Source organism: Haladaptatus pallidirubidus (assembly GCF_020700235.1).
GTDB lineage: Archaea > Halobacteriota > Halobacteria > Halobacteriales > Haladaptataceae > Haladaptatus > Haladaptatus pallidirubidus.
Map to the genome: position 1 here is coordinate 534,293 of NZ_CP085301.1, position 19,945 is coordinate 554,237.

General features: G+C 61.3%; 33 protein-coding genes, 2 tRNA genes and 1 pseudogene. 9 read left to right on the top strand and 27 right to left on the bottom strand.

Features of this window, described 5'->3' with window-relative positions; all coding sequences use genetic code 11:
• Positions 1-199: 199 nt before the first annotated feature.
• Genes LIX15_RS03040 through LIX15_RS03155 form a run of 24 tightly spaced genes read right to left on the bottom strand, consistent with a single transcriptional unit; the run spans position 200 to position 12,951 of the window.
• Positions 200-685, bottom strand: coding sequence for an uL15m family ribosomal protein (locus tag LIX15_RS03040; RefSeq protein WP_227776039.1), 486 nt, complete (start codon positions 683-685; stop codon positions 200-202).
• A gap of 2 nt (positions 686-687) precedes the next feature.
• The gene (rpmD, locus tag LIX15_RS03045) at positions 688-1,152 is read right to left on the bottom strand and encodes a 50S ribosomal protein L30 (protein WP_227776040.1); all 465 of its coding nucleotides are present in this window, start codon (positions 1,150-1,152) and stop codon (positions 688-690) included.
• On the bottom strand, positions 1,152-1,799 hold the full coding sequence (locus LIX15_RS03050) for a 30S ribosomal protein S5 (RefSeq protein ID WP_227776041.1): 648 nt from the start codon (positions 1,797-1,799) through the stop codon (positions 1,152-1,154). The genes rpmD and LIX15_RS03050 overlap by 1 nt, the downstream gene beginning before the upstream one ends.
• A gap of 1 nt (position 1,800) precedes the next feature.
• Complete coding sequence (locus LIX15_RS03055) at positions 1,801-2,355, bottom strand: 50S ribosomal protein L18 (RefSeq protein WP_227776042.1); 555 nt, start codon at positions 2,353-2,355, stop codon at positions 1,801-1,803.
• 2 nt (positions 2,356-2,357) lie between these two features.
• A complete protein-coding gene (locus tag LIX15_RS03060) occupies positions 2,358-2,798 on the bottom strand; it encodes a 50S ribosomal protein L19e (RefSeq protein ID WP_227776043.1) in 441 nt (146 codons plus the stop codon).
• On the bottom strand, positions 2,791-3,495 hold the full coding sequence (locus LIX15_RS03065; RefSeq protein ID WP_227776044.1) for a 50S ribosomal protein L32e: 705 nt from the start codon (positions 3,493-3,495) through the stop codon (positions 2,791-2,793). The genes LIX15_RS03060 and LIX15_RS03065 overlap by 8 nt, the downstream gene beginning before the upstream one ends.
• A gap of 3 nt (positions 3,496-3,498) precedes the next feature.
• A complete protein-coding gene (locus LIX15_RS03070; protein WP_227776045.1) occupies positions 3,499-4,035 on the bottom strand; it encodes a 50S ribosomal protein L6 in 537 nt (178 codons plus the stop codon).
• 4 nt (positions 4,036-4,039) lie between these two features.
• Complete coding sequence (locus LIX15_RS03075; protein ID WP_227776046.1) at positions 4,040-4,432, bottom strand: 30S ribosomal protein S8; 393 nt, start codon at positions 4,430-4,432, stop codon at positions 4,040-4,042.
• A 2-nt stretch (positions 4,433-4,434) separates the two neighbouring features.
• Positions 4,435-4,611 carry a 30S ribosomal protein S14 gene (locus tag LIX15_RS03080; protein WP_227776047.1) on the bottom strand — a complete coding sequence of 59 codons (177 nt, stop codon included), beginning with the start codon at positions 4,609-4,611 and terminating at the stop codon, positions 4,435-4,437.
• Entirely contained in the window at positions 4,608-5,126 is a 519-nt protein-coding gene (locus LIX15_RS03085; RefSeq protein ID WP_227776048.1) for a 50S ribosomal protein L5, read from the bottom strand. Before LIX15_RS03085 ends, LIX15_RS03080 begins: the two co-directional genes overlap by 4 nt.
• Positions 5,123-5,866 (bottom strand): 30S ribosomal protein S4e, encoded by a 744-nt coding sequence (locus LIX15_RS03090; protein ID WP_227776049.1) that lies wholly within the window; start codon positions 5,864-5,866, stop codon positions 5,123-5,125. The genes LIX15_RS03085 and LIX15_RS03090 overlap by 4 nt, the downstream gene beginning before the upstream one ends.
• The gene (gene rplX, locus LIX15_RS03095; protein ID WP_227776050.1) at positions 5,863-6,219 is read right to left on the bottom strand and encodes a 50S ribosomal protein L24; all 357 of its coding nucleotides are present in this window, start codon (positions 6,217-6,219) and stop codon (positions 5,863-5,865) included. The genes LIX15_RS03090 and rplX overlap by 4 nt, the downstream gene beginning before the upstream one ends.
• A complete protein-coding gene (locus tag LIX15_RS03100) occupies positions 6,216-6,614 on the bottom strand; it encodes a 50S ribosomal protein L14 (RefSeq protein ID WP_227776051.1) in 399 nt (132 codons plus the stop codon). Before LIX15_RS03100 ends, rplX begins: the two co-directional genes overlap by 4 nt.
• Positions 6,614-6,958, bottom strand: coding sequence for a 30S ribosomal protein S17 (locus tag LIX15_RS03105; protein ID WP_227776052.1), 345 nt, complete (start codon positions 6,956-6,958; stop codon positions 6,614-6,616). The genes LIX15_RS03100 and LIX15_RS03105 overlap by 1 nt, the downstream gene beginning before the upstream one ends.
• Positions 6,949-7,377 carry a ribonuclease P protein component 1 gene (locus LIX15_RS03110; RefSeq protein ID WP_227776053.1) on the bottom strand — a complete coding sequence of 143 codons (429 nt, stop codon included), beginning with the start codon at positions 7,375-7,377 and terminating at the stop codon, positions 6,949-6,951. The genes LIX15_RS03105 and LIX15_RS03110 overlap by 10 nt, the downstream gene beginning before the upstream one ends.
• A gap of 1 nt (position 7,378) precedes the next feature.
• On the bottom strand, positions 7,379-7,585 hold the full coding sequence (gene rpmC, locus LIX15_RS03115; RefSeq protein WP_227776054.1) for a 50S ribosomal protein L29: 207 nt from the start codon (positions 7,583-7,585) through the stop codon (positions 7,379-7,381).
• Positions 7,585-8,478: a 30S ribosomal protein S3 gene (locus tag LIX15_RS03120; protein WP_227776055.1), complete on the bottom strand. Its 894-nt coding sequence runs from the start codon at positions 8,476-8,478 to the stop codon at positions 7,585-7,587. Before LIX15_RS03120 ends, rpmC begins: the two co-directional genes overlap by 1 nt.
• A complete protein-coding gene (locus LIX15_RS03125; RefSeq protein WP_227776056.1) occupies positions 8,478-8,939 on the bottom strand; it encodes a 50S ribosomal protein L22 in 462 nt (153 codons plus the stop codon). Before LIX15_RS03125 ends, LIX15_RS03120 begins: the two co-directional genes overlap by 1 nt.
• Before the next feature lie 3 nt (positions 8,940-8,942).
• Complete coding sequence (locus LIX15_RS03130) at positions 8,943-9,368, bottom strand: 30S ribosomal protein S19 (RefSeq protein WP_227776057.1); 426 nt, start codon at positions 9,366-9,368, stop codon at positions 8,943-8,945.
• Positions 9,365-10,087, bottom strand: a complete 723-nt coding sequence (locus LIX15_RS03135; RefSeq protein ID WP_227776058.1) for a 50S ribosomal protein L2 — start codon at positions 10,085-10,087, stop codon at positions 9,365-9,367. The genes LIX15_RS03130 and LIX15_RS03135 overlap by 4 nt, the downstream gene beginning before the upstream one ends.
• 2 nt (positions 10,088-10,089) lie before the next feature.
• Entirely contained in the window at positions 10,090-10,341 is a 252-nt protein-coding gene (locus LIX15_RS03140) for a 50S ribosomal protein L23 (protein ID WP_076430012.1), read from the bottom strand.
• The gene (gene rpl4p, locus LIX15_RS03145) at positions 10,338-11,084 is read right to left on the bottom strand and encodes a 50S ribosomal protein L4 (RefSeq protein WP_227776059.1); all 747 of its coding nucleotides are present in this window, start codon (positions 11,082-11,084) and stop codon (positions 10,338-10,340) included. Before rpl4p ends, LIX15_RS03140 begins: the two co-directional genes overlap by 4 nt.
• Positions 11,085-11,087: 3 nt before the next feature.
• A complete protein-coding gene (locus LIX15_RS03150) occupies positions 11,088-12,104 on the bottom strand; it encodes a 50S ribosomal protein L3 (protein WP_227776060.1) in 1,017 nt (338 codons plus the stop codon).
• Between the two features lie 4 nt (positions 12,105-12,108).
• Positions 12,109-12,951, bottom strand: coding sequence for a putative RNA uridine N3 methyltransferase (locus LIX15_RS03155; protein WP_227776061.1), 843 nt, complete (start codon positions 12,949-12,951; stop codon positions 12,109-12,111).
• 213 nt (positions 12,952-13,164) lie between these two features.
• Here LIX15_RS03155 and LIX15_RS03160 point away from each other — a divergent pair.
• The 6 genes from LIX15_RS03160 (at position 13,165) to LIX15_RS03185 (ending at position 15,941) form a co-directional block, all read left to right on the top strand.
• Positions 13,165-13,235 (top strand) — tRNA-Gly (locus LIX15_RS03160).
• A 284-nt stretch (positions 13,236-13,519) separates the two neighbouring features.
• Positions 13,520-13,590 (top strand) — tRNA-Gly (locus LIX15_RS03165).
• Positions 13,591-13,840: 250 nt separating this feature from the next.
• Positions 13,841-14,842, top strand: a complete 1,002-nt coding sequence (gene lipP1, locus LIX15_RS03170; protein ID WP_227776062.1) for a LipP1 family hormone-sensitive lipase — start codon at positions 13,841-13,843, stop codon at positions 14,840-14,842.
• 65 nt (positions 14,843-14,907) lie between these two features.
• On the top strand, positions 14,908-15,108 hold the full coding sequence (locus LIX15_RS03175) for a ferritin family protein (RefSeq protein WP_227776063.1): 201 nt from the start codon (positions 14,908-14,910) through the stop codon (positions 15,106-15,108).
• A gap of 5 nt (positions 15,109-15,113) precedes the next feature.
• The gene (locus LIX15_RS03180) at positions 15,114-15,569 is read left to right on the top strand and encodes a ferritin family protein (RefSeq protein WP_265338402.1); all 456 of its coding nucleotides are present in this window, start codon (positions 15,114-15,116) and stop codon (positions 15,567-15,569) included.
• A gap of 60 nt (positions 15,570-15,629) precedes the next feature.
• Entirely contained in the window at positions 15,630-15,941 is a 312-nt protein-coding gene (locus LIX15_RS03185) for an MTH1187 family thiamine-binding protein (protein ID WP_227776064.1), read from the top strand.
• 57 nt (positions 15,942-15,998) lie between these two features.
• On the opposite strand, the pseudogene LIX15_RS33115 reads toward LIX15_RS03185, so the two are convergent.
• Positions 15,999-16,128 (bottom strand): annotated as a pseudogene (locus tag LIX15_RS33115) (potassium transporter TrkG); the annotation flags it as partial.
• A gap of 45 nt (positions 16,129-16,173) precedes the next feature.
• Here LIX15_RS33115 and mch point away from each other — a divergent pair.
• From mch to LIX15_RS03205, 3 genes are all read left to right on the top strand, one after another.
• The gene (mch, locus tag LIX15_RS03195) at positions 16,174-17,106 is read left to right on the top strand and encodes a methenyltetrahydromethanopterin cyclohydrolase (protein ID WP_227776066.1); all 933 of its coding nucleotides are present in this window, start codon (positions 16,174-16,176) and stop codon (positions 17,104-17,106) included.
• Positions 17,103-17,588: a double winged helix-containing putative transcriptional regulator gene (locus tag LIX15_RS03200; RefSeq protein ID WP_227776067.1), complete on the top strand. Its 486-nt coding sequence runs from the start codon at positions 17,103-17,105 to the stop codon at positions 17,586-17,588. Before mch ends, LIX15_RS03200 begins: the two co-directional genes overlap by 4 nt.
• A 67-nt stretch (positions 17,589-17,655) precedes the next feature.
• The gene (locus LIX15_RS03205) at positions 17,656-17,829 is read left to right on the top strand and encodes a hypothetical protein (protein WP_227776068.1); all 174 of its coding nucleotides are present in this window, start codon (positions 17,656-17,658) and stop codon (positions 17,827-17,829) included.
• A 21-nt stretch (positions 17,830-17,850) separates the two neighbouring features.
• Here the strand turns inward: LIX15_RS03205 and LIX15_RS03210 are convergent, their stop codons facing one another.
• A complete protein-coding gene (locus LIX15_RS03210; protein ID WP_227776069.1) occupies positions 17,851-18,195 on the bottom strand; it encodes a hypothetical protein in 345 nt (114 codons plus the stop codon).
• A gap of 31 nt (positions 18,196-18,226) precedes the next feature.
• Entirely contained in the window at positions 18,227-19,870 is a 1,644-nt protein-coding gene (locus LIX15_RS03215; protein WP_227776070.1) for a GTPBP1 family GTP-binding protein, read from the bottom strand.
• Between the last annotated feature and the right edge of the window lie 75 nt (positions 19,871-19,945).

The following is a 19,945-nucleotide window of genomic DNA, read 5'->3' on the forward strand; positions in this document are numbered from 1 at the left end:
CAAAATCGGAATCACGGGAACGTTTCAGTCGTCCTCGCCGAACCGAGCTCGACCGCCGAACCGACAGTTGTCCGTGAGTCGCATACTGTTCCCTCTGACGACAATAAGAATTGTCATTTCAGATAGAACAGCAGACTAATCAAACCGGTCGGTAGCAAAGAGAACAATCGTCAAGAAACGGAATGTATTCGGCGGAAGACTACTCGGCTTCGTCTTCGTCGTCCGACGCTTCGTCTTCTTCTGCTTCGGCGCGCTCGCAGAGGACGGCTTCGCCGTCCGCTTCCTCGATGAGTTCGACTGCGGATGCCGAGAAGGCGTCCGCGGTCACGTCGAGGGTGTTGCGAACCTGGCCGCCGCCGAGCACCTTGACGGCGTCGGCGTCCCAGCCGTCATCGACGACGTCGCGCGCGTCGATTTCGTAGCCGTCACCGGTCTCTTCGGCGACACCTTCTGCCGCCAAGAGTGCGGCGTCTTCGTCGAGTTTCTGCACGGACACGGTGAGCACCGTCTCCTTTGCGTCTTCGGGTCGTTTGAACCCGTGCTTTCCGAGCGGTTCGTAGTTGTGGAACTCGTGTTTGGCGCGGCCTGCGCGTCCGCGTCCGCCGCGGTTACCCGCACCGCGGCGGTTCTTGTGCGTCCCGCCGCCGTGCGTGCGCGAGCCACGTTGGCGTCGTTTCTTACTCATGGTTATCGCATCGACTTGAGGAGTTCGTTGATTTCCTCAGTCGTGTGTTTGCCGAGTTGGCCGCCCTCTTTCGTGGGGTGTTTGATACCGTCGTGACCACCGCGCGGCGGGTGGAGTCGAAGGACGGGCGTCAGTCCCTGCTCTCGGAGGGTCGTCTCCTCGTCGAGCAGCGCCCCCGCGAGTTCGGCGAAGTCGGCGTACTCCGTGTTTTCCGCGAGCCATTCCTCGTCAACGTCGTCGTTTCCGTCGAGCGGCTGCGATCGCTTCGACAGAACCGTCTCCAGGACTTCCTGGTCGGGTTCGCCGTGTGCGACCCAATCGTTGACCTTCGTCACCATTCCGCGGTAAGTTTCCGTCTCCGGAACCAGCGCGCAGTGATTGACCTTGTGGAGGTTGAGCATGCCGAGGGTGTCACGGACACCCTGCGTCATGTCTACCTCGCCGCGAATCTGGACGACTGCTCTCATCAGTCGGCCACCTCCGGCTCTTCATCGGGGCGGGCGCGCGGACCGCGCGCCTGCGATGCGTTCTCCAAGGCGTTGTACGTCGCCTTGGCGAGGTTGAGTGTCGTTCGCGTGTTGCCGTGGCTCTTCGTCCATGCGTTCTCGATACCCGAGAGTTCGAGGATTTTGCGCACGGTGTCAGTTGCCGCGAGACCCAGTCCGGCGGGTGCCGGGATGAGCTCGACTTCCACACTGCCCGCCTTGCCGGTCGTCCGGTGGGTGAGCGAGTGCGGTCGGTCGCTTCGGTCCTCCCACGACCCTGCGCCGCGGGGGACTTGGACGATGTTCAGTTTCGCAATCTCGATTGCCTTCTGGATTGCGCCGCCGACTTGGTCGTCTCGTCCTTCTGCGTAGCCGACGAACCCGTCGCGGTTGCCGATTGCGCAGACACAGCGGAATTTGACACGCCGCCCGGAGTCGGTCATGCGCTGAACCATGTTGATGTCCAGCACTTCGTCTTCGAGACCGGGAAGGAGCTGGTCAACGAGTTCCGGCTCCTTCAGCGGGAGTCCGGAGTTGAGGGCGTCTTCCATCGTGTCGATTTCGCCCTCGGCGACCTTGCGGCCGAGACGGGTCTGGGGTTCCCAGCCGTCGTTGTAATTTGCACACATGTTATTCGTCCTCCTGGAGGTTCGAGAGCACTTCGTCGAAGTGCTCGGGTAGTTCGGTGGCGTCGAAATCGCCGCCGTACAGCGAGTCGTCTAGCTGTTCCGCGTACTCGGCGATGTGTTCGCCGCGGTTACGCGACCAGTCAGCCAGCACGCTGTCGTTGTGCGGGATGTCGAGGCCAGCGTCGATTGCACCTTCCTGTACTGCAAATGCCTTGCTACCGGGTGTTGCCGAGTTGAGACCGATGTCGAGGACTGCTTCCTCGTAGTCGGCATCGAGTGCGCGTTTTCCGAGCAGGTATCCAGTGAGGTACGCGCTGGGGATATTGCTCGTCGGGGCTTCCCAGCCGTACTCCTCCAAATCGCCGGAGTACGCACTCGCAACCGTGTTGTCGCCGTCGGGACCCATCGTGACCAGCTGCGCCCTGACGTGCTGGTTGCTCTTCCGAGCGACCAGGCGGGGCTTGCCCGATTTCAGCAGGCGCAACCTCTGATGGTAGTCAGTTCGGACCTCGCGGCGGCGGCGCATCGGCACCTTGTATCGTGGTCCAGTTGCCATTGTTAGTAGTTGTTCTCTATGTAGTTCAGCAGATACTGCACACTACGGAACTCGCCACCCTTGGACTTGTCATAGAGGTCACGGTACTGTGACTTCGTGATTTCGCCCTCGGAACGGAGTTCTCGAAGTTTGCGTCTCTGCGCGCGGATTTGGTTCTGCCACTCCTCTTTCGAGTTCTTGCGGCCGCCCTTCTTCCCCTTTCGGGTGCCCGGTCCCTTGCGGTGACCGTATTTGCGCTTCGATTTGCGCTCGCGGGCGCGGCCGCGGGAGTTGCTCTTTGCGTCTTTCGCCTGAATCGACCCGTCGTCGACGAGTTCGCGAATGTCCTCGCGGGTAATCGCGTCCGCGATGGCACCCTGCGCGTCGGGGTCGAACCAAACGCGGTTCTTCCCGACGTCGAGCACGTCGGCGGCGAGTCGCTTCTGTGCACTCAGGTCACTCATTCTCTACCTCCACTTCGACGTAGGTCGGGTTGAGAACGCGAATGTTCTCTTCCTCGGCGACTTCCTCGATACGCTCGCGCTTGCGAGCGCCGACTTTCGAGGCGATGCGAACCGCTTCCGTGTCGCCGTCCACGCCGTCCAAATCGTCGACGTTGTGGACGCGAACTTCGTCGAATCCGCTCGGGTGTTTCCCCCGGACGGATTTCGGCGTGCGGTAGCCGGATTCGACCATGTCGCCTTTGCCCTTGATGCCGCGGCGTTGCTTGCTCAGCGCACCGCGGGGCTTGCGCCACGATTCGGGCGTCCGCTTTTTCTTGTGGTAGTCCTGTCGATTGAACTGCGGTTTGCCCTCGCGTTTGCGCTGTTGGAGAAGTCGCGCTTCCTCGTCGCCGAGGCTCGGCGTCTTCTCGGTCAGGCCGCGTGGTTGCAGTTCGGTTTCGACATCTTCGTCCGATTCTTCTTCCTCGGCCTCGTCGTCCTCGATTTCGGCTTCGGTTTCCTCTTCGACTTCGAGGCCGCCGACGTCCGCTTTGATACGGGCGGCGAGCGCGTTGCCGATTCCATCGACTTCGGCGAGGTCGTCCTGACTGGCGGCGACGACGTCCTCGACGGACTCGTAGCCGGCGTCGCGAAGCGACTCGGCCTTGCTTTCGCCGACACCGCTGATGTCTTCTATCTGTTCTGGTTCGTCTGCCATCTATCAGGCACCTCCTGTAGACGGCTTCTCCGTAATGTAGACGCCGTCTTGGAACACGCGCGTGTCTTTGCCGCTCACGCGAGTGAGTTGTTCGATGTCCGCGGCGGTCTGGCCCACGTCTTCGATGCTGGGGCCGCGCAGGAACAGTTCCTCGTCGCTGACTTCGACGGTGGTGTCCCCGTGGATGTTGGTCCGTCGGGGCGCTTTCTCACCGAGAAAGTTCTCGATGACGACTGCGTCGCCCTCGGAACGAACCTGCATCGGGAAGTGAGAGTAGAAGACTTCCATCTTGTACTCCCACTCCTCGGACACGCCGTGAATCATGTTTCGTACGTGGCTCTCGAACGTTCCCATCGTCGCCTTCGTTTTGGCGTCGGTGGAATCGCTCTCGATGACCACTGCGTCCTCCTCGACGCTGACGCTGATATCTGGGTACCAGAGCCGTCGCGTGACGGTTCCTTCGGGTCCATCAGCGGTCAGGTCGAGGTGGTCTACGTCAGTGGTCACCTCGTCCGGAATTTCGATTTCTACTCGTGGCATGGTTCTAGTAGACGTAGGCGATGACTTGGCCACCGATTCCCTGATCGCGGGCCTCGTAGTGGCTCATGACGCCGTGGCTGGTCGTGACGACGAGCGACCCGTAATCTTGGGCCGGGAGGAATCGTTTCTCCCATTTCTCGAAATCGTCTTTGCCCGCGGAGTACCGGGGCTTGACCGCGCCACATTCGTTGATTGCGCCTTTTAGTTCGACCTCGAAGCGACCGGCTTTACCGTCGTCGACGAACTCGAAGCCGTCGATGTACCCGTGGTCGTAAAAGACCTCGAGTACGCTGCCAATCTCGTTCGAGGCGGGCTGTACCGTGTGGGACAGATGACCGACACTTTCGGCGTTGTCCACGCCGGAGAGTGCGTTGCTGAGTGGGTCGTTTCCTGCCATAGTTATCGGTACTTCTTGAATCCCATGTCGCGTGCAATCTCGCGGAAGCACTGGCGACACAGATTGATGTCGTATTTTCCGACCAAGCCTTGCTTTCGACCGCAGCGCTGGCACGTTTCGAGTTGTCCAGTGCGCTTGGCCGTCTGCTCGCCGGTCGCGTCGTTCTCACTTTCGCTCATTCGTCCACCTCAACGTCGAAGTTGGCTTCGAGGAACGCCGTCGCGTCCTCGGCCGTCAGTCGGTGGTTCGACGGAATCTGGCGGGACACCTTGTCGCGCTTTGCGACGCGGTAGCCCGGTCGAACGAGGTTGACGGTCACGTCAAGCCCGTAGATTCCGACGTTCGGGTCGTACTCCTGGCTCGGGAACTCGGTGTGTTCGTCGACACCGAAACTGAAGTTCCCCGTCTCGTCGAACTGTGATTTCGAGAGACTGGAAAGCGACAGTGCGGTATCGAGGAACTCGTGTGCGGTCTCGCCGCGGAGCGTGACCTTCGCACCGATTGGGTCGCCCTGACGGATGCCGAAGTCCGGCATCGTGGACTTCGCCAGCGTACGGACGCTCTCTTGCTCGGTCACGTCCTCTAAGATTTCCTCGGCGTTGGCGAGTTCTCGACCACCTTCACCGACGCCCATGTGGACGACGACTTTCTCCACTTTCGGCTCTCGCATCTCGTGGAATTCGGCTTCGCTCATTCGTCATCACCCGTAGACGAAGTCTGCTGTACTTCGGACGAGTCCGAACCGCCCGTGAAATTCTCGTCGATGACGACGAGGTATTCCTCGACGGTTTCGAACGTGGTGTCGTCACCTTCGACGGTGACAGTGTTCGATCCGCTTCCGGGCGTCACCGTGATGTCGGTGACTTTACCGATTTCGCCCGCGTGCTGACCGCGGACGGCGGTGACGAGACAGCCTTCCTCGTATGGGAAGTGAACGAGAATTTCCTTCTCCTCGGTTCCCACGACGATGGAGTCTTTCGTGCTGTATTCGTCGGCGTCATCCACGCGGAGATTGCTTCCGTCGTGGAGGTTGAGTTGCGTTTCGCCACCGGTGACCTGCGTCTTGTCCTCGATTTTCGCCAGTCGGCCGTCCGCCGCATCTGCGTCGATGGGGGTCAGCGCGAGGCGTCCACCTTCGTCGGGGAAGACGCGGTAGTACTCTTCGCGTTCGGTGAACGCGATGATGTCGAACATTCCGATGGGTCGCTGTTCGTCGCTGATCGCCTCGCCGTTCACGAGAACGGAATCCTGGTTGAGCGCGTAGCGGGCTTCCTTCTTCGAGTTCGCGTAGCCCAGCACGTCCCGCAGAATGATGAGGAGCGGGACGCCGTCACGTCCGTGCGGGCCGGCGCCGGCCTTCACGGTGAACGTGGCGGTCTTTCGCTCGACCGGCCAGGAGTTCGGAACGGAGAGTCGTTTCTGATGGTTGCTCATTCGGTATCACCTTCCAGACGCGCCTCGCGGCGGTCGTCTTCGAGGTTGAGGTCGGTCACGCGAACGTTGCTCGTGTCGAGCGGACGCGGAACGTCCTCGCCGTCTGCTTTTTCGAGGGTGATTTCCTCGACGTGGATGACCGCGTCTTTCATATCCACTTCGAGCACTTCGCCCTCTTCGCCGGCGAAATCGCCGCGCATGATCTCGACCGTGTCGCCCGCGTTGACGCGGACGCTTCGCTGACCGTACTCCTCGCGGAGGTCGTCGGACAGCGTCGCTTTGACCTGCTGGTGTCGCTGGTGAAGCGAGGCGCGTTCGGTCTGGTTTCGCTGTTTGCGTGGTTGTCGAGTCATACTATCATCGTAGCTGTGCTTGCAATACTTCCGAACCGCTCGGCGACTTCCTGCGCGATGGGACCCTTAATCTCGGTCCCTCGCGGCTCTTCGACGTCGTCGATAACGACGGCCGCGTTGTCTTCGAATTTGACTCGCGTGCCGTCCGGACGGCGGATGGATTTGCGCTGTCGAATGATGACGGCCTCCAGCACCTGACGCCGCATCTCGGGCGTCCCCTTCGTGACGGACACGGTGATTTTGTCACCGATGCCAGCCTTCGGGTGTCGGCTCTTCGTGCCGTGGTAGCCGGAGACGCTGATAACTTTCAGCTCGCGTGCGCCGGTGTTGTCGGCGCAGTTGATCAGGGAGCCTTTCTCGACGCCCTGCGTCACGTCAGCTTTCAGCGCTTCCATTAGTTGTCACCTCCGTCCGTGACATCGTCTGCCACGGTCTCGACGACGACGTGTGATTTCGTCTTCGAGAGCGGTCGGGTTTCTGCGATACGAACCGTGTCGCCGACTTCGAGAGCCAGGCACTCCGGCGCGTGGGCCGGAACGCGGGAGCGACGTTTCATCTGCCGATCGTATTTCGGCACTGTAACGTCGTACTCTCGCTCGACGACGACGGTCTTTTCCATGTCGGTGGAGGCGACCTCTCCTTCGAGAATCTGTCCGCGCACGGAAAGGGTTCCGTGGAACGGGCAGTCCTCGTCGGAGCAGGTCTCCTCCGGTTCTGGTACGTTCAATCCTAACGCCATTTCGAATTACCTCCAGTTTCGGTACGCAATGCGGGTCGTGAGAGCAGCGTGACTCCATCCACCGTAACGTAGGCTCCGCCCTCGCCACCGTCGGAATCGTTCCGACGAGCCTCCGAGCGTGGCTCGGAGAAAGAGCCAGACTGACCGGAGTTTCCTCCGGCAGTTTCCGACTCCCGTTTGGACGGAGTCCCCGTTCCTTCGCAGGAAACGGCGGCTTCATCTGTGAGTCTGAACTCGAATCTCGTACCCTGCTTTGGTACCTGCCACGACCGAGACGCGGACTCGACGGTAAGCGTGCGCATCGTTTCGGAGACGACCCGACCCTCGATACCTTCGAGGGCGGGATTCGTGGCCGAAACGACCCGCACGGGCAGACCGGCGAGTTCGTGTTTCGTGAGCGTCTCGGGTGTCAGTGGCATCTTATTCGAGGTCGCCTTCTTCTTGCTGAATCGTCTTGATTCGAGCGATGGTTCGGCGAAGCTCCTTGATGCGACCCGGGTTCTCGGGCGCACCACCCGCGGCCTTGACAGCCTTCGAGTTGAGCAGTTCCGTCTCGAGTTCTTCGAGCTCTGCTTCTCGCTCGGCAGGCGTCATGTCGCGGATTTCTCCGGTGTGAAGAATAGCCATTATTCTTCACTCTCCTCGTCTTCCATTTCTTCGAGCAGTTCTTCGGCTTCGGCTTCGACTTCCTCTTCGAGCTCGTCGAGTTCCTCCTCGACGGACTCGGATTCGGAGTCCTCTGCCTCCGCCGACTCTTCCTCGATGACCTCTTCGACGATCTCTTCGTCAACCTCGGTCTCGCCGGGCTCTGGCGATTCCTCGTCGTCGGCTTCGAGTTCTTCGAGCGTTTCCTCGTCGGGTTCCTCGATGAGGGCCGCTTGCTCGTTGACCTCAACCGCTTCCGGAACGAGTTCTTCCGGGTTCGCATCCTCCTCGATGTGGAAGTCGTCGGGCAGGTTGGCTCCCGGCGGGATGATTTTGACATCCACGCCGATGGTGCCGAGTTTCATCACTGCGACGCCCTGACCGTGGTCGACGATTTCCTGTGCGGGTTCGCCGTTGTGCTTGATGTAGCCACGGTTGAACTTCTCCACGCGCGAACGTGCGCCCGTGACTTTTCCGGACAGGACGATTTCGGCACCGAGCGCGCCGGAATCCATGATTCGGTCGATGGTCGTGTGACCCGCCTTCCGGAAGTACCAACCGCGTTCGAGCGCGTTGGCCAGTCGGTCGGCGACGATTCGGGCGTTCAGATCCGGTTCGTCGACCTCTTGAACGTCGATCTGCGGGTCGTCGAGGTTGAACCGCTCACCGAGTTCTCGGGTGATTTTCCGGATGTTCTTCCCGCCTTTTCCGATAACCATACCGGGCTTTTCGGCCTTGAGGACGATTTGGGTCCCCATCGGCGTCTTGGCGACGTCCATGCCGCCGTAGCCCGCGCGGCCGAGTTCTTCCGAGAAGAACTCGTCTATCTGCGAGCGCTGAAGCCCATCTTGGATGAATTGATGTTCGTCTGCCATTATTCTTCAATCTCCTCTAGGATGAGTTCAACATCCACTTCAGGGGTGTTCCAGGCGCTTGCGCGGCCGAATGCGCGCGGCTTCCGGCCCTGCACTTCGCCGACCTTGTGGGCGGCGACGTGCATGATTTTCATCGACTCGCCGTCGAAGCCCTGCGCATCCGCGTTGGCGGTGACGTTGTCGAGGAGTTCGATGAACGCCTTGCTCGCCTTCTCAGGGTAACGACCTGCGTCCCAGCCGTCGATATCCGAGCGATGGCCGACGCCGCTGTTGTGCTGCTTAAACGGCACCGACTGCTCCTCGTTCACGACCTGCTGGAGGTACGCTTTCGCGTCCTCGGCAGTTTTGCCCTTGATTTCGCGGGCAATCGCCTTGCTGTGCTTGTGGCTCATATGCCGCTCCCGGAGCATCCCTTTCGCAGTGGTGTCCGGGTCGGCATCGACGCTGTAGCTGATTCCCATGGTTTATTTGAGTGGCACGAACTTCGAGGAACGGGTCGCACCGATGCCCGCTTGTCCGTGTTCGACGGAGTTGCGGGTCAACTGGAACTCGCCGAGGTAGTGGCCCAACATCTCCGGCTCGATGCGGACACGTTCGAACTCACTGCCGTTGTAGACGGAGAACGTCTTGCCAACGAACGATGGAAGCACCGGCATGTCGCGCAGGTGCGTCCGAATCGGGCTGTTCGCCGATTCTTCCTCGGTTTTGTTCCGGGCCTTTTCGAGCAGCTTCTCCTGCTCGACGGTCAACCCGCGAAGGATGCTTCGCCGCTTGCGTGCGGGGAGCAGTTCTGCGACTTCCTCCAGGCTCATGTCCTGCAGTTCGTCCAGGTCGTAGCCGCGATAGGTGAACTCACCCTCGCGTCCGGTTCGGTATTCGTTTCCGCTCATTTGTTACCTCCACGTCCAGTTCGTTTGGACGCGATGTCTCCGACCTTTCGTCCCGGCGGGGCGTCCCGCGAAACGCTTTTCGGTCGGCCGGGGTGCTGGCGGCCACCGCCACCGAACGGGTGGTCTACGGCGTTCATCGCCACACCACGCACGTTCGGCCACTTCGTGCCGCGAGCTTTCATCTTGTGATGTTTGTTACCGGCCTTAACCATCGGTTTCTCCGTCCGGCCGCCACCGGCGACGACGCCGATGGTGGCGCGGCAATCAGGCGACAAGCGCTTCATTTCGCCGCTCGGGAGTTCGACGACTGCGGCCTCACGGTCGTGCGTGATGAGGTCCGCGCTGACGCCGGAGGCGCGCGCGAACTTCCCGCCGTCACCGGGCTGGCGCTCAACGTTGCACACCGGAACCCCTTCCGGGATTTCGGCGAGCGGGAGCGTGTTGCCCGGCTTGATTTCGGCGGAAACGCCGACCTGAATCTCCTCGCCCACGCCGACTCCTTCCGGCGCGAGGACGAGTCGCTGGTCGCCATCGTCGAATTCGATGGCCGCGACCGGAGCACTGCGAGCAGGGTCGTGTTCGATGCCGACGACCGTGCCGGTGACCATGTCGCTGTCCTCGGTCTGTTTGTGGCTCAGTTCAGCTTTGTATCGGTGCGACGGTGCGCGGAAGGTCGGTCCACCGCGACCACGTCGCTGTCCCTGAATCCTTCGTCCCATTGTTAGAACACCCCGATTCGGGAGGCGACGTCCTGCGCGTCGTCGTCGTCCGACAGCGCGACAGTCGCCTTCTTTTTACCCTTCATCGTTACCTGGGTGTTGATTTTCTCGATGGTGACTTCGTAGCGCTCTTCGACTTCGTCTCGAATTTCAGGCTTCGTGGCGTCGAGCGAAACGATGAATTGGAGCTTGTTGTCGAAGTCCATCTCGTTCATCGCCTTCTCGGTGACCCACGGATATTCGATGACGCTCATCGGTCAGCCACCTCTTCGAGTGCACTCTCGGTCCAGACGGTCAGTCGTCCTGCCTGCGTCCCGGGGGCGAGGTCTTCGGCGTTGACCTCGCGCGCCGTCGCAACGTCAGCGCCAGCGAGGTTGCGCGCCGCGCGCGATGGTTCTTCGCTGGTGACGAACAGAATCGACTTTGGCGTCTTGTACTTGCGGCCACGGGTCGTCCCGCGACCTGCGCGAATCGACTTGTTTTCTTCCGCGCGCGTGATGTCGGCGTCGATGCCGACCGCTTCGAGGAAGGAAACGACTTCCTTCGTTTTGACGAGATCTTCGAACTCGTCGCTCACGACGAGCGGCAGTTCGGTATCCTCGTCGAAGCGGTGTCCGCGCTCGGAGACGCGCTCTGTATCCGTCGTCGCCGCGATGGCGCTTCGGATGGCCTGCTTTCGTTCCTTCTTGTTGATTGAACGCGTTCGATCTTTCTCCGCCTTCGGCGGGTGTGCGACACGCCCGCCCACGGTGAATGGAACGCGAGCGGCCCGTCCGTTCGTTCGCGGGACGTGAGCCATACCGCGGCCACTGCCCGGCGACTCGGCGGAGGTCCGCATTCCGGCGTGCGGGTCGGTGCCGTAGTCTTGTTTCCGGTTTGCCTGTGCGGCGAGCACTGCACGCTTGATGAGGTCCGTTCGGACGGTCGTGTCGAACACGTCCGGAAGGTCAACCGTGTCAGCCTCCTCGCCATTCAGGTCACGTACTGTTGCCTGCATGGGTTATCCCTGGTTAGACTCCGTGCTTACGTAGCGCACCTCGGGATCGAGGCGCGGTTGGTCAGTCGGTCGAATCGCAGGGCGGAAGCGCACGAGGCGTTTGTTCGGCCCCGGAACCGAACCCTTGATGAGCGCGTACTGGCCATCGACCTCGCCGTAGTTGACGAATCCGCCGTTGACCGAGGCTTCGTCGTCGTCGCCGAGGGAGATGAGGCGCTTGTTGAGTTCGGTGCGCTGGTGGTAGCCCATCTGACCAAGCTGCGGAACCGTCGATCGAACGCGCGACGGATTCCACGGGCCGAGGTTACCGATGCGGCGTCTCCAGCCTTGGCGGGCGTGTTTGCCCTTCCGCTTCTGGACGCCCCATCGCTTGACGGGACCCTGCGTTCCTTTTCCTTTCGTAACGCCACCGATGTCGAGGTACTCGCCCGCGCGGAACACGTCAGTGATGCCGTGTTCCCCGCCGTCCGCGAGTACGTCGAGCGCGAAGTCGGCGCGCTCCGTGAGGGAGCCGCCGCCGACGCGCGTTTCCATGACGTCCGGTCGTTTCTTCGGTACGTTCTTCAGCTCGCTCGGGACGGTGTGGGTGATGACCCGGAGGTCTGCCACGTCGCCTGTCTCGATGGCGCTGCGGAGTTCGTCCTCCGCGGCGTCGGCGTCGTGGTTTTCCGGCACGTTGAGCGTGCGGTCGAGTTCGTCGTGGAACTCGCTACCCCACACTTCCGTCAGCGGCTTCTTCCCGTACGGCGTGTCTTCGTAGGCTCGGAGAGCGACGGCCCGCATTGGGGGCGTCTCGACGATGGTGACGGGCACGGTTTCCTCCATCCCTTCGCGGGGGGAGTTTGCCTCGTCGTTGACCATCACCACGTGGGTCATTCCTGCCTTGTAGCCCGCAAAGCCCTGTAGCGACGGTTGACCGTCGCTGTCGGGCCATGATTTGAAGCGCGGAACCTCGCTAGTTGCACGCTTACGGGGGCCGAAGCCCAGCGAACCTTTTCGTGGTCTGCTTGTTTGTGGCATCGTATCACTCGCTGTTGAGGTTGAGGCAGGCGAGGGAGGCGAACATCGCTTCTTCGGTTCGTATTACCTCGCTGCCTTGATTCGGAACCGTATTCAGCCAGAGGTCGAACCGGGCTGGTACGCCGGATTCGACCGCGGAGATACGCTCGGGTTCGACCCCGAGTATCTCCGGCAGCCCCCGACCGGGCGAGCCGAACGCGACGGACATGCCGTCGCGTTCGGTTTGCGCAACGATTTCGTCGAGCCGCGCCACGGAGAGCGATTCTCCGAAGCGGGACGTGGCGATTCGGACGCCAGCATCGTCGCGGTCGAGGGCCGCCGAGAGGTTCGTGCGCATCACTGTGTAGCCCGACTGCGGAGCGTCCACGAGCTTCGCACGAACCGGTCTTCTCGAAGAGATCCTGACGGTAACGCGCTCCCCCTCGCCGACCGTCATTTCTGACGGAACGACGAGCGAAATCGGGTGTTGCAATCCGCAATTGACCCGGACGCGCCCTTCAGGTCCGACCTCGGTCACGATTCCCTGTCTTAACGACCCCGAATCGTCGGATTCGGAGCCGGTCTGCGATGGTGCGCGGAGCGGCGGCAGGACGCCCACATACTCCAACTCGTCGCGCTTCCCGAATGCCTCCTTTCGGAGGTACGGTGGTGTAGCGGCGTACCGGAGTACGGTCTCGACGAATCCGCCGCCCCATTTTCGCTCGCCTTCCGAATCGGGGAAGACGATAAGATTATCTGCCCGGAAGATGGTCGCCGCGCGGGCGACGTAGCCGATTTTGCGAGTTGCCTCGCGTTTGTCTTCGGCTTCCCGGACGAGGGACGACGGCACGAGTATGGTGACGCTCATGCCGTGACGCTTCGACGCCTCATCACTAGACTGTAGCGAAATTTTCGTAGTGACGGTTAAAAGGGTGACGCTTCCGATTTGGGAGCGTGACGTATTCACACGCCTGAAACCCTTCGAATCAAGAGACATGAGGGAGTGATTCCCACGCGAAGGTCGCCCCGACTCGCAAGTCTTATACTGTAGTCGGGAATACGGGGAAGTGGACGCAGCACTGCGCTGGTAGTGTAGTGGTATCACGTGACCTTGCCATGGTCACAACCTGGGTTCAAATCCCAGCCAGCGCATTTTTGGGAACTCACGACGACGAGCGAAGCGAGTCGGCGGTGAGAGAGTCAATTCCGAGCGATGAACCACAGTCTGCACGCTTTTACTGAGGACCACAGTCTACACGCTTTTACGGTGAACAACGGGCGAGCGCTGCATTGCGTGCGCTCGCCCACGCGCAGGCAATGATTAAAGGATATTAGATTGAACTAATCCGTCATCGGTTTGCTCTCGCCACCTCGCGTGCGTAATACATTTATACCCAGCCGTAGCAAGATTGTACTGTCGCGGAACGCAACGCTGCGCGCTGGTAGTGTAGTGGTATCACGTGACCTTGCCATGGTCACAACCTGGGTTCAAATCCCAGCCAGCGCATTTTTGGGAACTCACGACGACGAGCGAAGCGAGTCGGCGGTGAGCAAAATGCGTACTGGGTTTGAAGTTAGACCAGTCGCACGCCCGCGTAACGACCAGAAGTGATATTTTCGACCAACCGCCAGAAGACGTTCCGCCACTTTCGTCTCGTTCCTGGAGAGTTGAGCGGTCGAAAGGAAGTGTAGTCGGACGGCCGAGCGTCGGCAATCACGCTTACCTACGTCCCCCGCGACTCGCCTTTGGGAAAGCCATGGCATCCGAAAACCCCGAACCCGAGATAACCGCGAAGCGCGCCGACCAACTCGATCCGGACGCAAAATCGTTCCTCGAAACGCTCGAATCGGAGGGCGTTCCGCAAGTTGAGACGTTGAGTGTGGAACAGGCCCGCGCCCTACACACCGACGCGTTCACGCCGGAGGCAGAACCGGAGTCCGTCGCGTCGGTCGAAGACAGCACTATCGGCGAGTTCGGAAAGAACATCCCGGTTCGAATCTACACGCCCGAGGGGGACGGCCCGCGTCCCGCGCTCGTCTACTTCCACGGCGGGGGGTGGGTGCTTGGTAATCTCGACACCCACGATTCGGTCGCGCGGTCGCTCGCAAATCGCGGCGACTGTGTTGTCGTTTCGGTCGAATATCGGAAAGCGCCGGAGAATCCGTTCCCAGCGGCTGTCGAGGACGCCTACGAAGCGACGAAGTGGACGGCAACGCACGCCGAAGAAATCGGTGCGAACCCCGACAAGTTGGCCGTCGGCGGGGAGAGCGCGGGCGGTAATCTCGCCGCAATCGTCGCACAGATGGCACGGGACAAGGAACTCGGCGCGCCGGAAATCGACTTCCAACTGCTCGCCTATCCGGTGACGAACCACGACTACGGAACCAAATCGTACAGCCAGAACGGTTCGGGTTATTTCCTCTCCCGACCGCTCATGATCTGGTTCTGGAACCACTACCTGCGGGAGGACGTGGACGGAAGCAACGTGCGCGCCTCGCCGCTCCTCGGTCGCGATTTGTCGGGACTGCCGCCGGCGTTCGTATTGACCGCGGGCTACGACCCGCTGCGCGACGAAGGAGCCGCATACGCAAGCCGATTGAGCGACGCTGGCGTTTCTATTGAACACGCGAACTACAACGGGATGATTCACGACTTCCTCAACATGCGGCAATTGGACGACCCGTTCCCCGACGTCGAGCGAGCGGACGACGCGCTCGACCGGGCGGGAGAGGCGCTACGCGAAGCGTTCGAGGAGTGACGAGTCGGTTCTCCCGCCGAAATCCTTCTGCCGGAATCCGCCGTCCAGAGCACGAGGAGGGGAGAATGAACCGACCAGAAAACCGACCGAAGAGCAAATCGAATCGCCGCGAGAATCGATCCGATGAACGGATCGGTCGGATGTTTTTCACGCAGAACCGTGTTTCGGACGAGGACAGGCGGGCGCTCGTGGAACTGTTGAATCAGGAACCCGCGGATACGACCGACCTGCTGACCCAGACGAAGTACGCGCACACTGGAACGTAAAAGGAATGCAATTTTACGCACTGCACCAACTGTTCGACGACTTCGCCGAGGTGCTGTTCGAACACGGCGACGGACTCGTCGAACGGGCGACCGCACTCGGCGGCGAAGCGCGGGAACGGTTCGAATGGCGTCCGCGAACTCACGCATTCCGGAGATTCGAACCGATATCGTCGTCGGCCCGCAGTACGTCGAGACGTTGGCGAACGACGTGTCGATTCACGCCGCGAACCTGCGCGGAAATCGACGCCGCGGAGGCACACAACGACCAAGGCACTGCCGACCTGCTCACCGAACTCTCCCGCGAAGTGGACCAGTACCTCTGGTTCCTCGAAGCGCATCTCCATCGGGAACCGATTCAACCGGCGGGCGAAGAGCCTGAAGGGAGGACGGGAGGGGAGACAGGGCGGAACCACGGCGAGCGACCACAGCGGTCTCGGCGAGGAACGGCGCCGACGCGGTAATCATGAGTGTGCTGACATGGAGCAGCCACGCTTAGGTAGCCAAAGACCGATGGAGAACGTATGACAGTTATCGCGCTCCTTTCGGTCGCGCCGGTCACCGAGGACAGCATGGCGGACGAAGTCGCAAAGGCGGTGGCGGCGCTGGACGAGTTCGACGTTTCCTACGAGACGAACCCGATGGGAACCGTCATCGAAGCCGACTCGATTGACGAACTGTTCGCCGCGGCGCAGGCCGCCCACGAAGCGGTCGATGGCGACCGGGTGAGCACGGTGTTAAAAATCGACGATAAGCGCACGAGCGACCAGCGCGCACACGAAAAAGTCGATGCTGTCGAGGACGTGCTGGGCCGAGAAGCGAAACGCGACCGGTGAGTGTAAGCTACGTTCGGTCGTCTGCCACGTCCGGCCGTGGGGCGCGTTCGTCCGCCCTCAGGTTCGCCAGTAGGCGAGTGAGCAGCACGAGCACCGGGAGTATTTCGATTCGCCCGACCCACATCAGTATCACCATCACGAGTTTTGCGGAATCGGAGAACGATTCGTAGCTATCGAACGGACGGGCGGTGAACCGATAAACGGTTTACCGGCCGACGACCAACTCCGTGGCATGGACAGTCTCAATCGAATGGCTCTCGAACTCGTGGACGAGGCCATCGACTTCGCGGGCGAACTGAACGTCGCCGCCTACGAACTGGACAACGAGGCGACCGTCCTCGATTTCGGCATCGAAGCGGACGGCGGAACGGAGGCCGGTCTCCTCCTCGCTGAACTCCAGACAGCCGGATTAGCCACGGTACAGACTCAGATGGACGACGTCGCTGGGGCACCGTTCCCCTCCGTCGAGCTTTCGACCGACCAACCCGCACTCGCTCTTCTCTGTTCGCAGAAAGCGGGATGGGAACTCACCGTCGAAGAGTTCGACGGACTCGGAAGCGGTCCCGCGCGCGCGCTGGTCGCAGAAGAGGACGAATACCGGCGCGTCGGCTATGCCGACTCGTTCGAGTTCGCCGTCCTCGCCGTCGAATCCGACGAACTTCCGGACGAGAAAGTCGCGGAGCACGTCGCCGACCTCGCGGGCGTCGAACCGAACGCTGTGTTCCTCCCGACGTTCGCCACGGGGAGCATCGCCGGAAGCGTCAGCGTCGCCTCGCGCGCCGCCGAACTCGCCGTCTTTCGACTCAGCGAACTCGGATACGACCCGCTCGACATCCTTTCCGCGAGAGGGTCAGCCCCCGTCGCGCCGGTCAGTTACGACGAAGCGACCGCCATCGGGCGAACGAACGACGCGCTCGCCTACGGCGGCCGAGTGCATCTCACCGTCCGCGAGGAGTTCGAGAGATTCGACGAACTCCCATCCACCGCGAGCGACGAGTACGGCACGACGTTCCAGACATTCTTCGACGACGCAGACTGGGATTTCGGCGCGGTTCCGGAGAGCGTCTTCGCCCCGGCACAAGTCACGGTGGACGTCGTAAACGGCCCGACGCACGTCTTCGGCGAGACGAACCACGACCTGCTGGCCGACAGTTTCGAACTGTGAAATTCAAACTCGTTCCCGAAGCGCCCGAGGAGTTGGATTTCGTGATGGACGCACAGAGAGCGGTTCCGCTGGTTCCCGGAACGGAGGACGACTGCTGTGCCCGTCTGATGGACCGACTCGGCTTTCAGAGTCGGGACGTGGCCCGGACGTGGCTCACCTTCCTCCGGGCGCTCGAGCTGGCCGAGGAGACGCGGTCGGGGTTCGCTCGACTGCGTCGCGACCCCAACCGGGACGAACTGGCCGAATCGTTTCGGTCGCGGGTGTACGGCGTTTCGACTGTTCTGTCAGTGCTGGACGAACACGGTCCGCTCCGAAAGCGGGCCGTGTTCGAGAAGTTCCGCGAGGAGATCCCGACGTGGGAGCGCCACAAAGACCCGAGCAGAGTGGAGGAAGTGTGGCGCGAGCGGGTCGGAAACGTGCTCGATTGGGCGGTTTTGTTAGGGTTGGCAGAGCAGTCGGATGGCGACTATCGGCGGGCGTAGTTCGAGCAAATATCGTCCGAAATCGCTAACAGAAAATGTATACCATATCTGAATCATATTTTTACGTATGGGCATACCGAAGGTATTGTTGTTCGCCCTATACGTGGCCATCTTCGGCATCATGAGCTGGTTCGTTATCGACATCTTCGCCCCGAATCCGACTCGAATGGGAGTTATCGGAATGTTCTCCGTCGCCGTTGGGGTCGGCGGTGCGTACTACAGAACGTATCTCGCAGACTGAAGAAAACGCTCCGTATCCGGCTCACTGGTCGGCCTGCAAGTGCTGATAGCCGAGTTGGACGAGCATCACCGACCCCGCCACGCCCAGCAGCAGAGAGACCTGGTCGCCTCCGGCGAAAAAGTAGTTTGTCATCGACCAGACGACGATGCCGCCGAAAAAGGCTGCCCGCCACCGCGATGTCTGCGTAATATCGCGGAAGACGCCGATAATGAGGACGACGACGAGATACAGGAGAGAAAGGCCTTCCAACAGTCCTCCAACGCTCCGTTCGGAAACCAACCCGACGACGGAAACGAGTGCGACCAAGAAGAGAAGCGCGGTGAACGCCTTCGTGACGGTGGTCGCATCGACTCGCAGTTTCGACATGGGTGAAACTGCGAGCGTGGGGGAAATAAACCTACTCGACTGGCAGTACGTCGGTGACGGTGCCGACGCCTTTGCTCTGCCCCTCGCGGAAGACGAATCGTTGGCCCTCCTCTACGAGGTAGGGTCGGAATTTGAACCGGACGTTCGTCCTCCCCTTGTCTCCGGGTAGGAGTCGGCCTCCCTCGGGTTCGAAGACGGCGGTTTCGCTCACCGTTTCGAGGTGAACGACGGGTTCGTAGCCGGTGCCGATTTTGGTCGGATGGTTCAACACCATCACTTCGGCGTCGAACTCCCAGACCGCGTTCGGTTTCGTCTCCGGCGGAACCAGAACCATGCCGCGTTCGATATCCGCCTCTCGAACTCCTTTCAGCGCGATGCCGACGATTCTACCCGCCTTTGCTTCATCGACGCGGTGGTAGTGCATCTCGATGGAGCGAACCTCCACCTCTCGGAACTCCCCGTCCGGCATCGGACCGAGGAGGAGGTTGTCGCCCGCTTCCACCTCCCCCGAATTTATCGTGCCGCTGGCGACCGGGCCGACGCCCGTTACGCTGTAACTGCGGTCGATGTACATCCGGAACTCGCCGCTGTCGGCGGTCGTTTTCGGCAACTGCTCGAACATCGTGTCCAAGGCGTCTAACCCCTCCATCGTGACCGCGCTGGTCAACAGGACGGGAACGACGTTTTTGTTCACCTCCTCGATGGCGACTTCGACGCCGTGGCGTTCGACCCGGAGCGGCGTTTTGCCGACTTCGCGGAGCAATTGCTCGACTTCCCGTTCGACTTCCATGGCGCGTTCCTCGCCAACCACGTCGGTTTTCGTGATGGCGACGATGGTCGGCAGTTCGGTGGCCAACAGGATACCGAGGTGTTCGCGCGTCGTCTTCGTCGGGCCGTCGTCCGCGGCGACGGTCAGGAGGCCATAATCGAGTTTCTGCCCGACGAGGCCGCGAATCGTCGTTCGAAGCCACGGCTCGTGGCCGACGGTATCGACGAACGAAACGAGTCGGTCACTCTCCTCTACGATTCGCGCCCGGTCGGATTTTCGGTGCGGGTTGTCCATGTGAACCGGGCCGTCCTCGTCGAAGCCGTACACCGCGTAGGAAAGGTCGGCGCTGAGTCCGCGCTGAACCTCGTGCGGTTGCACGTCCAGATACCCTCGGGTTCCGCCTTCGCCATCGTCCGACTGACCGGTGACGAGACTGCCGACGAGCGTACTTTTTCCGTGGTCGACGTGTCCCGCGGTTCCGACGACGATGTGTTCGCTGTCCGTTTCGAGGACGGCACCTTCGCGGATGGTGGCGACGCCCACGATTCCGCCGCTCCCGTTTCGCGCCGAGGCGCGCGTACTCGTTTCAGTGGCGTCGATTCCCCACGTCTGTACGTCCTCGATGTGCGCGCCAGCCTCCTCCGCGAGGAACGAAAGAACGTCCATCGACTCGGAAAAGAGGTCGGGACTGATGCCCGCCAGTCCGCCGTCGTCCGTGACGCCGACCACGTACGTCGCTTCGCCGTCCCCGGAGAGGACGCGATGGCGTAACTGCGCGGCCAGACTCTCCATTCGCCCCTCGGCAAGGTGGATTTCCCTCGTCAGTCGTTCCTTGAACTCTACGCTACCGCCTTCCTGCTCTCCCCGGTCGAGAGCGCGCTGTAAGGCGGCGCGGTCAGCGCTCATGAGCGCGAGTTAGGGACGGTCGGTCAAAAGGTTTGCCCGCATTACAGAACCCTCAGCAGCGATCAAATGTAGCGA

Excerpts from the sequence above, each read along its gene's own strand:
- mch (WP_227776066.1), top strand. The coding sequence starts at position 16,174 with ATGGACAGTCTCAATCGAATGGCTCTCGAACTCGTGGACGAGGCCATC.
- LIX15_RS03140 (WP_076430012.1), bottom strand. The coding sequence starts at position 10,341 with ATGAGCGTCATCGAATATCCGTGGGTCACCGAGAAGGCGATGAACGAG.
- LIX15_RS03130 (WP_227776057.1), bottom strand. The coding sequence starts at position 9,368 with ATGAGCGGAAACGAATACCGAACCGGACGCGAGGGTGAGTTCACCTAT.
- LIX15_RS03205 (WP_227776068.1), top strand. The coding sequence starts at position 17,656 with ATGGGCATACCGAAGGTATTGTTGTTCGCCCTATACGTGGCCATCTTC.
- LIX15_RS03135 (WP_227776058.1), bottom strand. The coding sequence starts at position 10,087 with ATGGGACGAAGGATTCAGGGACAGCGACGTGGTCGCGGTGGACCGACC.
- rplX (WP_227776050.1), bottom strand. The coding sequence starts at position 6,219 with ATGACTCGACAACCACGCAAACAGCGAAACCAGACCGAACGCGCCTCG.
- LIX15_RS03215 (WP_227776070.1), bottom strand. The coding sequence starts at position 19,870 with ATGAGCGCTGACCGCGCCGCCTTACAGCGCGCTCTCGACCGGGGAGAG.
- LIX15_RS03055 (WP_227776042.1), bottom strand. The coding sequence starts at position 2,355 with ATGGCAACTGGACCACGATACAAGGTGCCGATGCGCCGCCGCCGCGAG.
- LIX15_RS03125 (WP_227776056.1), bottom strand. The coding sequence starts at position 8,939 with ATGGGAATCAGCTACAGCGTCGATGCCGACCCGGACACCACTGCGAAA.
- LIX15_RS03080 (WP_227776047.1), bottom strand. The coding sequence starts at position 4,611 with ATGAGCGAAAGTGAGAACGACGCGACCGGCGAGCAGACGGCCAAGCGC.
- LIX15_RS03050 (WP_227776041.1), bottom strand. The coding sequence starts at position 1,799 with ATGTGTGCAAATTACAACGACGGCTGGGAACCCCAGACCCGTCTCGGC.
- rpmC (WP_227776054.1), bottom strand. The coding sequence starts at position 7,585 with ATGGCTATTCTTCACACCGGAGAAATCCGCGACATGACGCCTGCCGAG.
- rpl4p (WP_227776059.1), bottom strand. The coding sequence starts at position 11,084 with ATGCAGGCAACAGTACGTGACCTGAATGGCGAGGAGGCTGACACGGTT.
- LIX15_RS03065 (WP_227776044.1), bottom strand. The coding sequence starts at position 3,495 with ATGGCAGACGAACCAGAACAGATAGAAGACATCAGCGGTGTCGGCGAA.
- LIX15_RS03085 (WP_227776048.1), bottom strand. The coding sequence starts at position 5,126 with ATGAGCGAAGCCGAATTCCACGAGATGCGAGAGCCGAAAGTGGAGAAA.
- LIX15_RS03155 (WP_227776061.1), bottom strand. The coding sequence starts at position 12,951 with ATGAGCGTCACCATACTCGTGCCGTCGTCCCTCGTCCGGGAAGCCGAA.
- LIX15_RS03090 (WP_227776049.1), bottom strand. The coding sequence starts at position 5,866 with ATGAGCAACCATCAGAAACGACTCTCCGTTCCGAACTCCTGGCCGGTC.
- LIX15_RS03075 (WP_227776046.1), bottom strand. The coding sequence starts at position 4,432 with ATGGCAGGAAACGACCCACTCAGCAACGCACTCTCCGGCGTGGACAAC.
- LIX15_RS03175 (WP_227776063.1), top strand. The coding sequence starts at position 14,908 with ATGAACCGACCAGAAAACCGACCGAAGAGCAAATCGAATCGCCGCGAG.
- LIX15_RS03185 (WP_227776064.1), top strand. The coding sequence starts at position 15,630 with ATGACAGTTATCGCGCTCCTTTCGGTCGCGCCGGTCACCGAGGACAGC.
- rpmD (WP_227776040.1), bottom strand. The coding sequence starts at position 1,152 with ATGAGAGCAGTCGTCCAGATTCGCGGCGAGGTAGACATGACGCAGGGT.
- LIX15_RS03180 (WP_265338402.1), top strand. The coding sequence starts at position 15,114 with ATGCAATTTTACGCACTGCACCAACTGTTCGACGACTTCGCCGAGGTG.
- LIX15_RS03120 (WP_227776055.1), bottom strand. The coding sequence starts at position 8,478 with ATGGCAGACGAACATCAATTCATCCAAGATGGGCTTCAGCGCTCGCAG.
- LIX15_RS03100 (WP_227776051.1), bottom strand. The coding sequence starts at position 6,614 with ATGGAAGCGCTGAAAGCTGACGTGACGCAGGGCGTCGAGAAAGGCTCC.
- LIX15_RS03060 (WP_227776043.1), bottom strand. The coding sequence starts at position 2,798 with ATGAGTGACCTGAGTGCACAGAAGCGACTCGCCGCCGACGTGCTCGAC.
- LIX15_RS03110 (WP_227776053.1), bottom strand. The coding sequence starts at position 7,377 with ATGCCACTGACACCCGAGACGCTCACGAAACACGAACTCGCCGGTCTG.
- lipP1 (WP_227776062.1), top strand. The coding sequence starts at position 13,841 with ATGGCATCCGAAAACCCCGAACCCGAGATAACCGCGAAGCGCGCCGAC.
- LIX15_RS03070 (WP_227776045.1), bottom strand. The coding sequence starts at position 4,035 with ATGCCACGAGTAGAAATCGAAATTCCGGACGAGGTGACCACTGACGTA.
- LIX15_RS03210 (WP_227776069.1), bottom strand. The coding sequence starts at position 18,195 with ATGTCGAAACTGCGAGTCGATGCGACCACCGTCACGAAGGCGTTCACC.
- LIX15_RS03040 (WP_227776039.1), bottom strand. The coding sequence starts at position 685 with ATGAGTAAGAAACGACGCCAACGTGGCTCGCGCACGCACGGCGGCGGG.
- LIX15_RS03105 (WP_227776052.1), bottom strand. The coding sequence starts at position 6,958 with ATGGCGTTAGGATTGAACGTACCAGAACCGGAGGAGACCTGCTCCGAC.
- LIX15_RS03150 (WP_227776060.1), bottom strand. The coding sequence starts at position 12,104 with ATGCCACAAACAAGCAGACCACGAAAAGGTTCGCTGGGCTTCGGCCCC.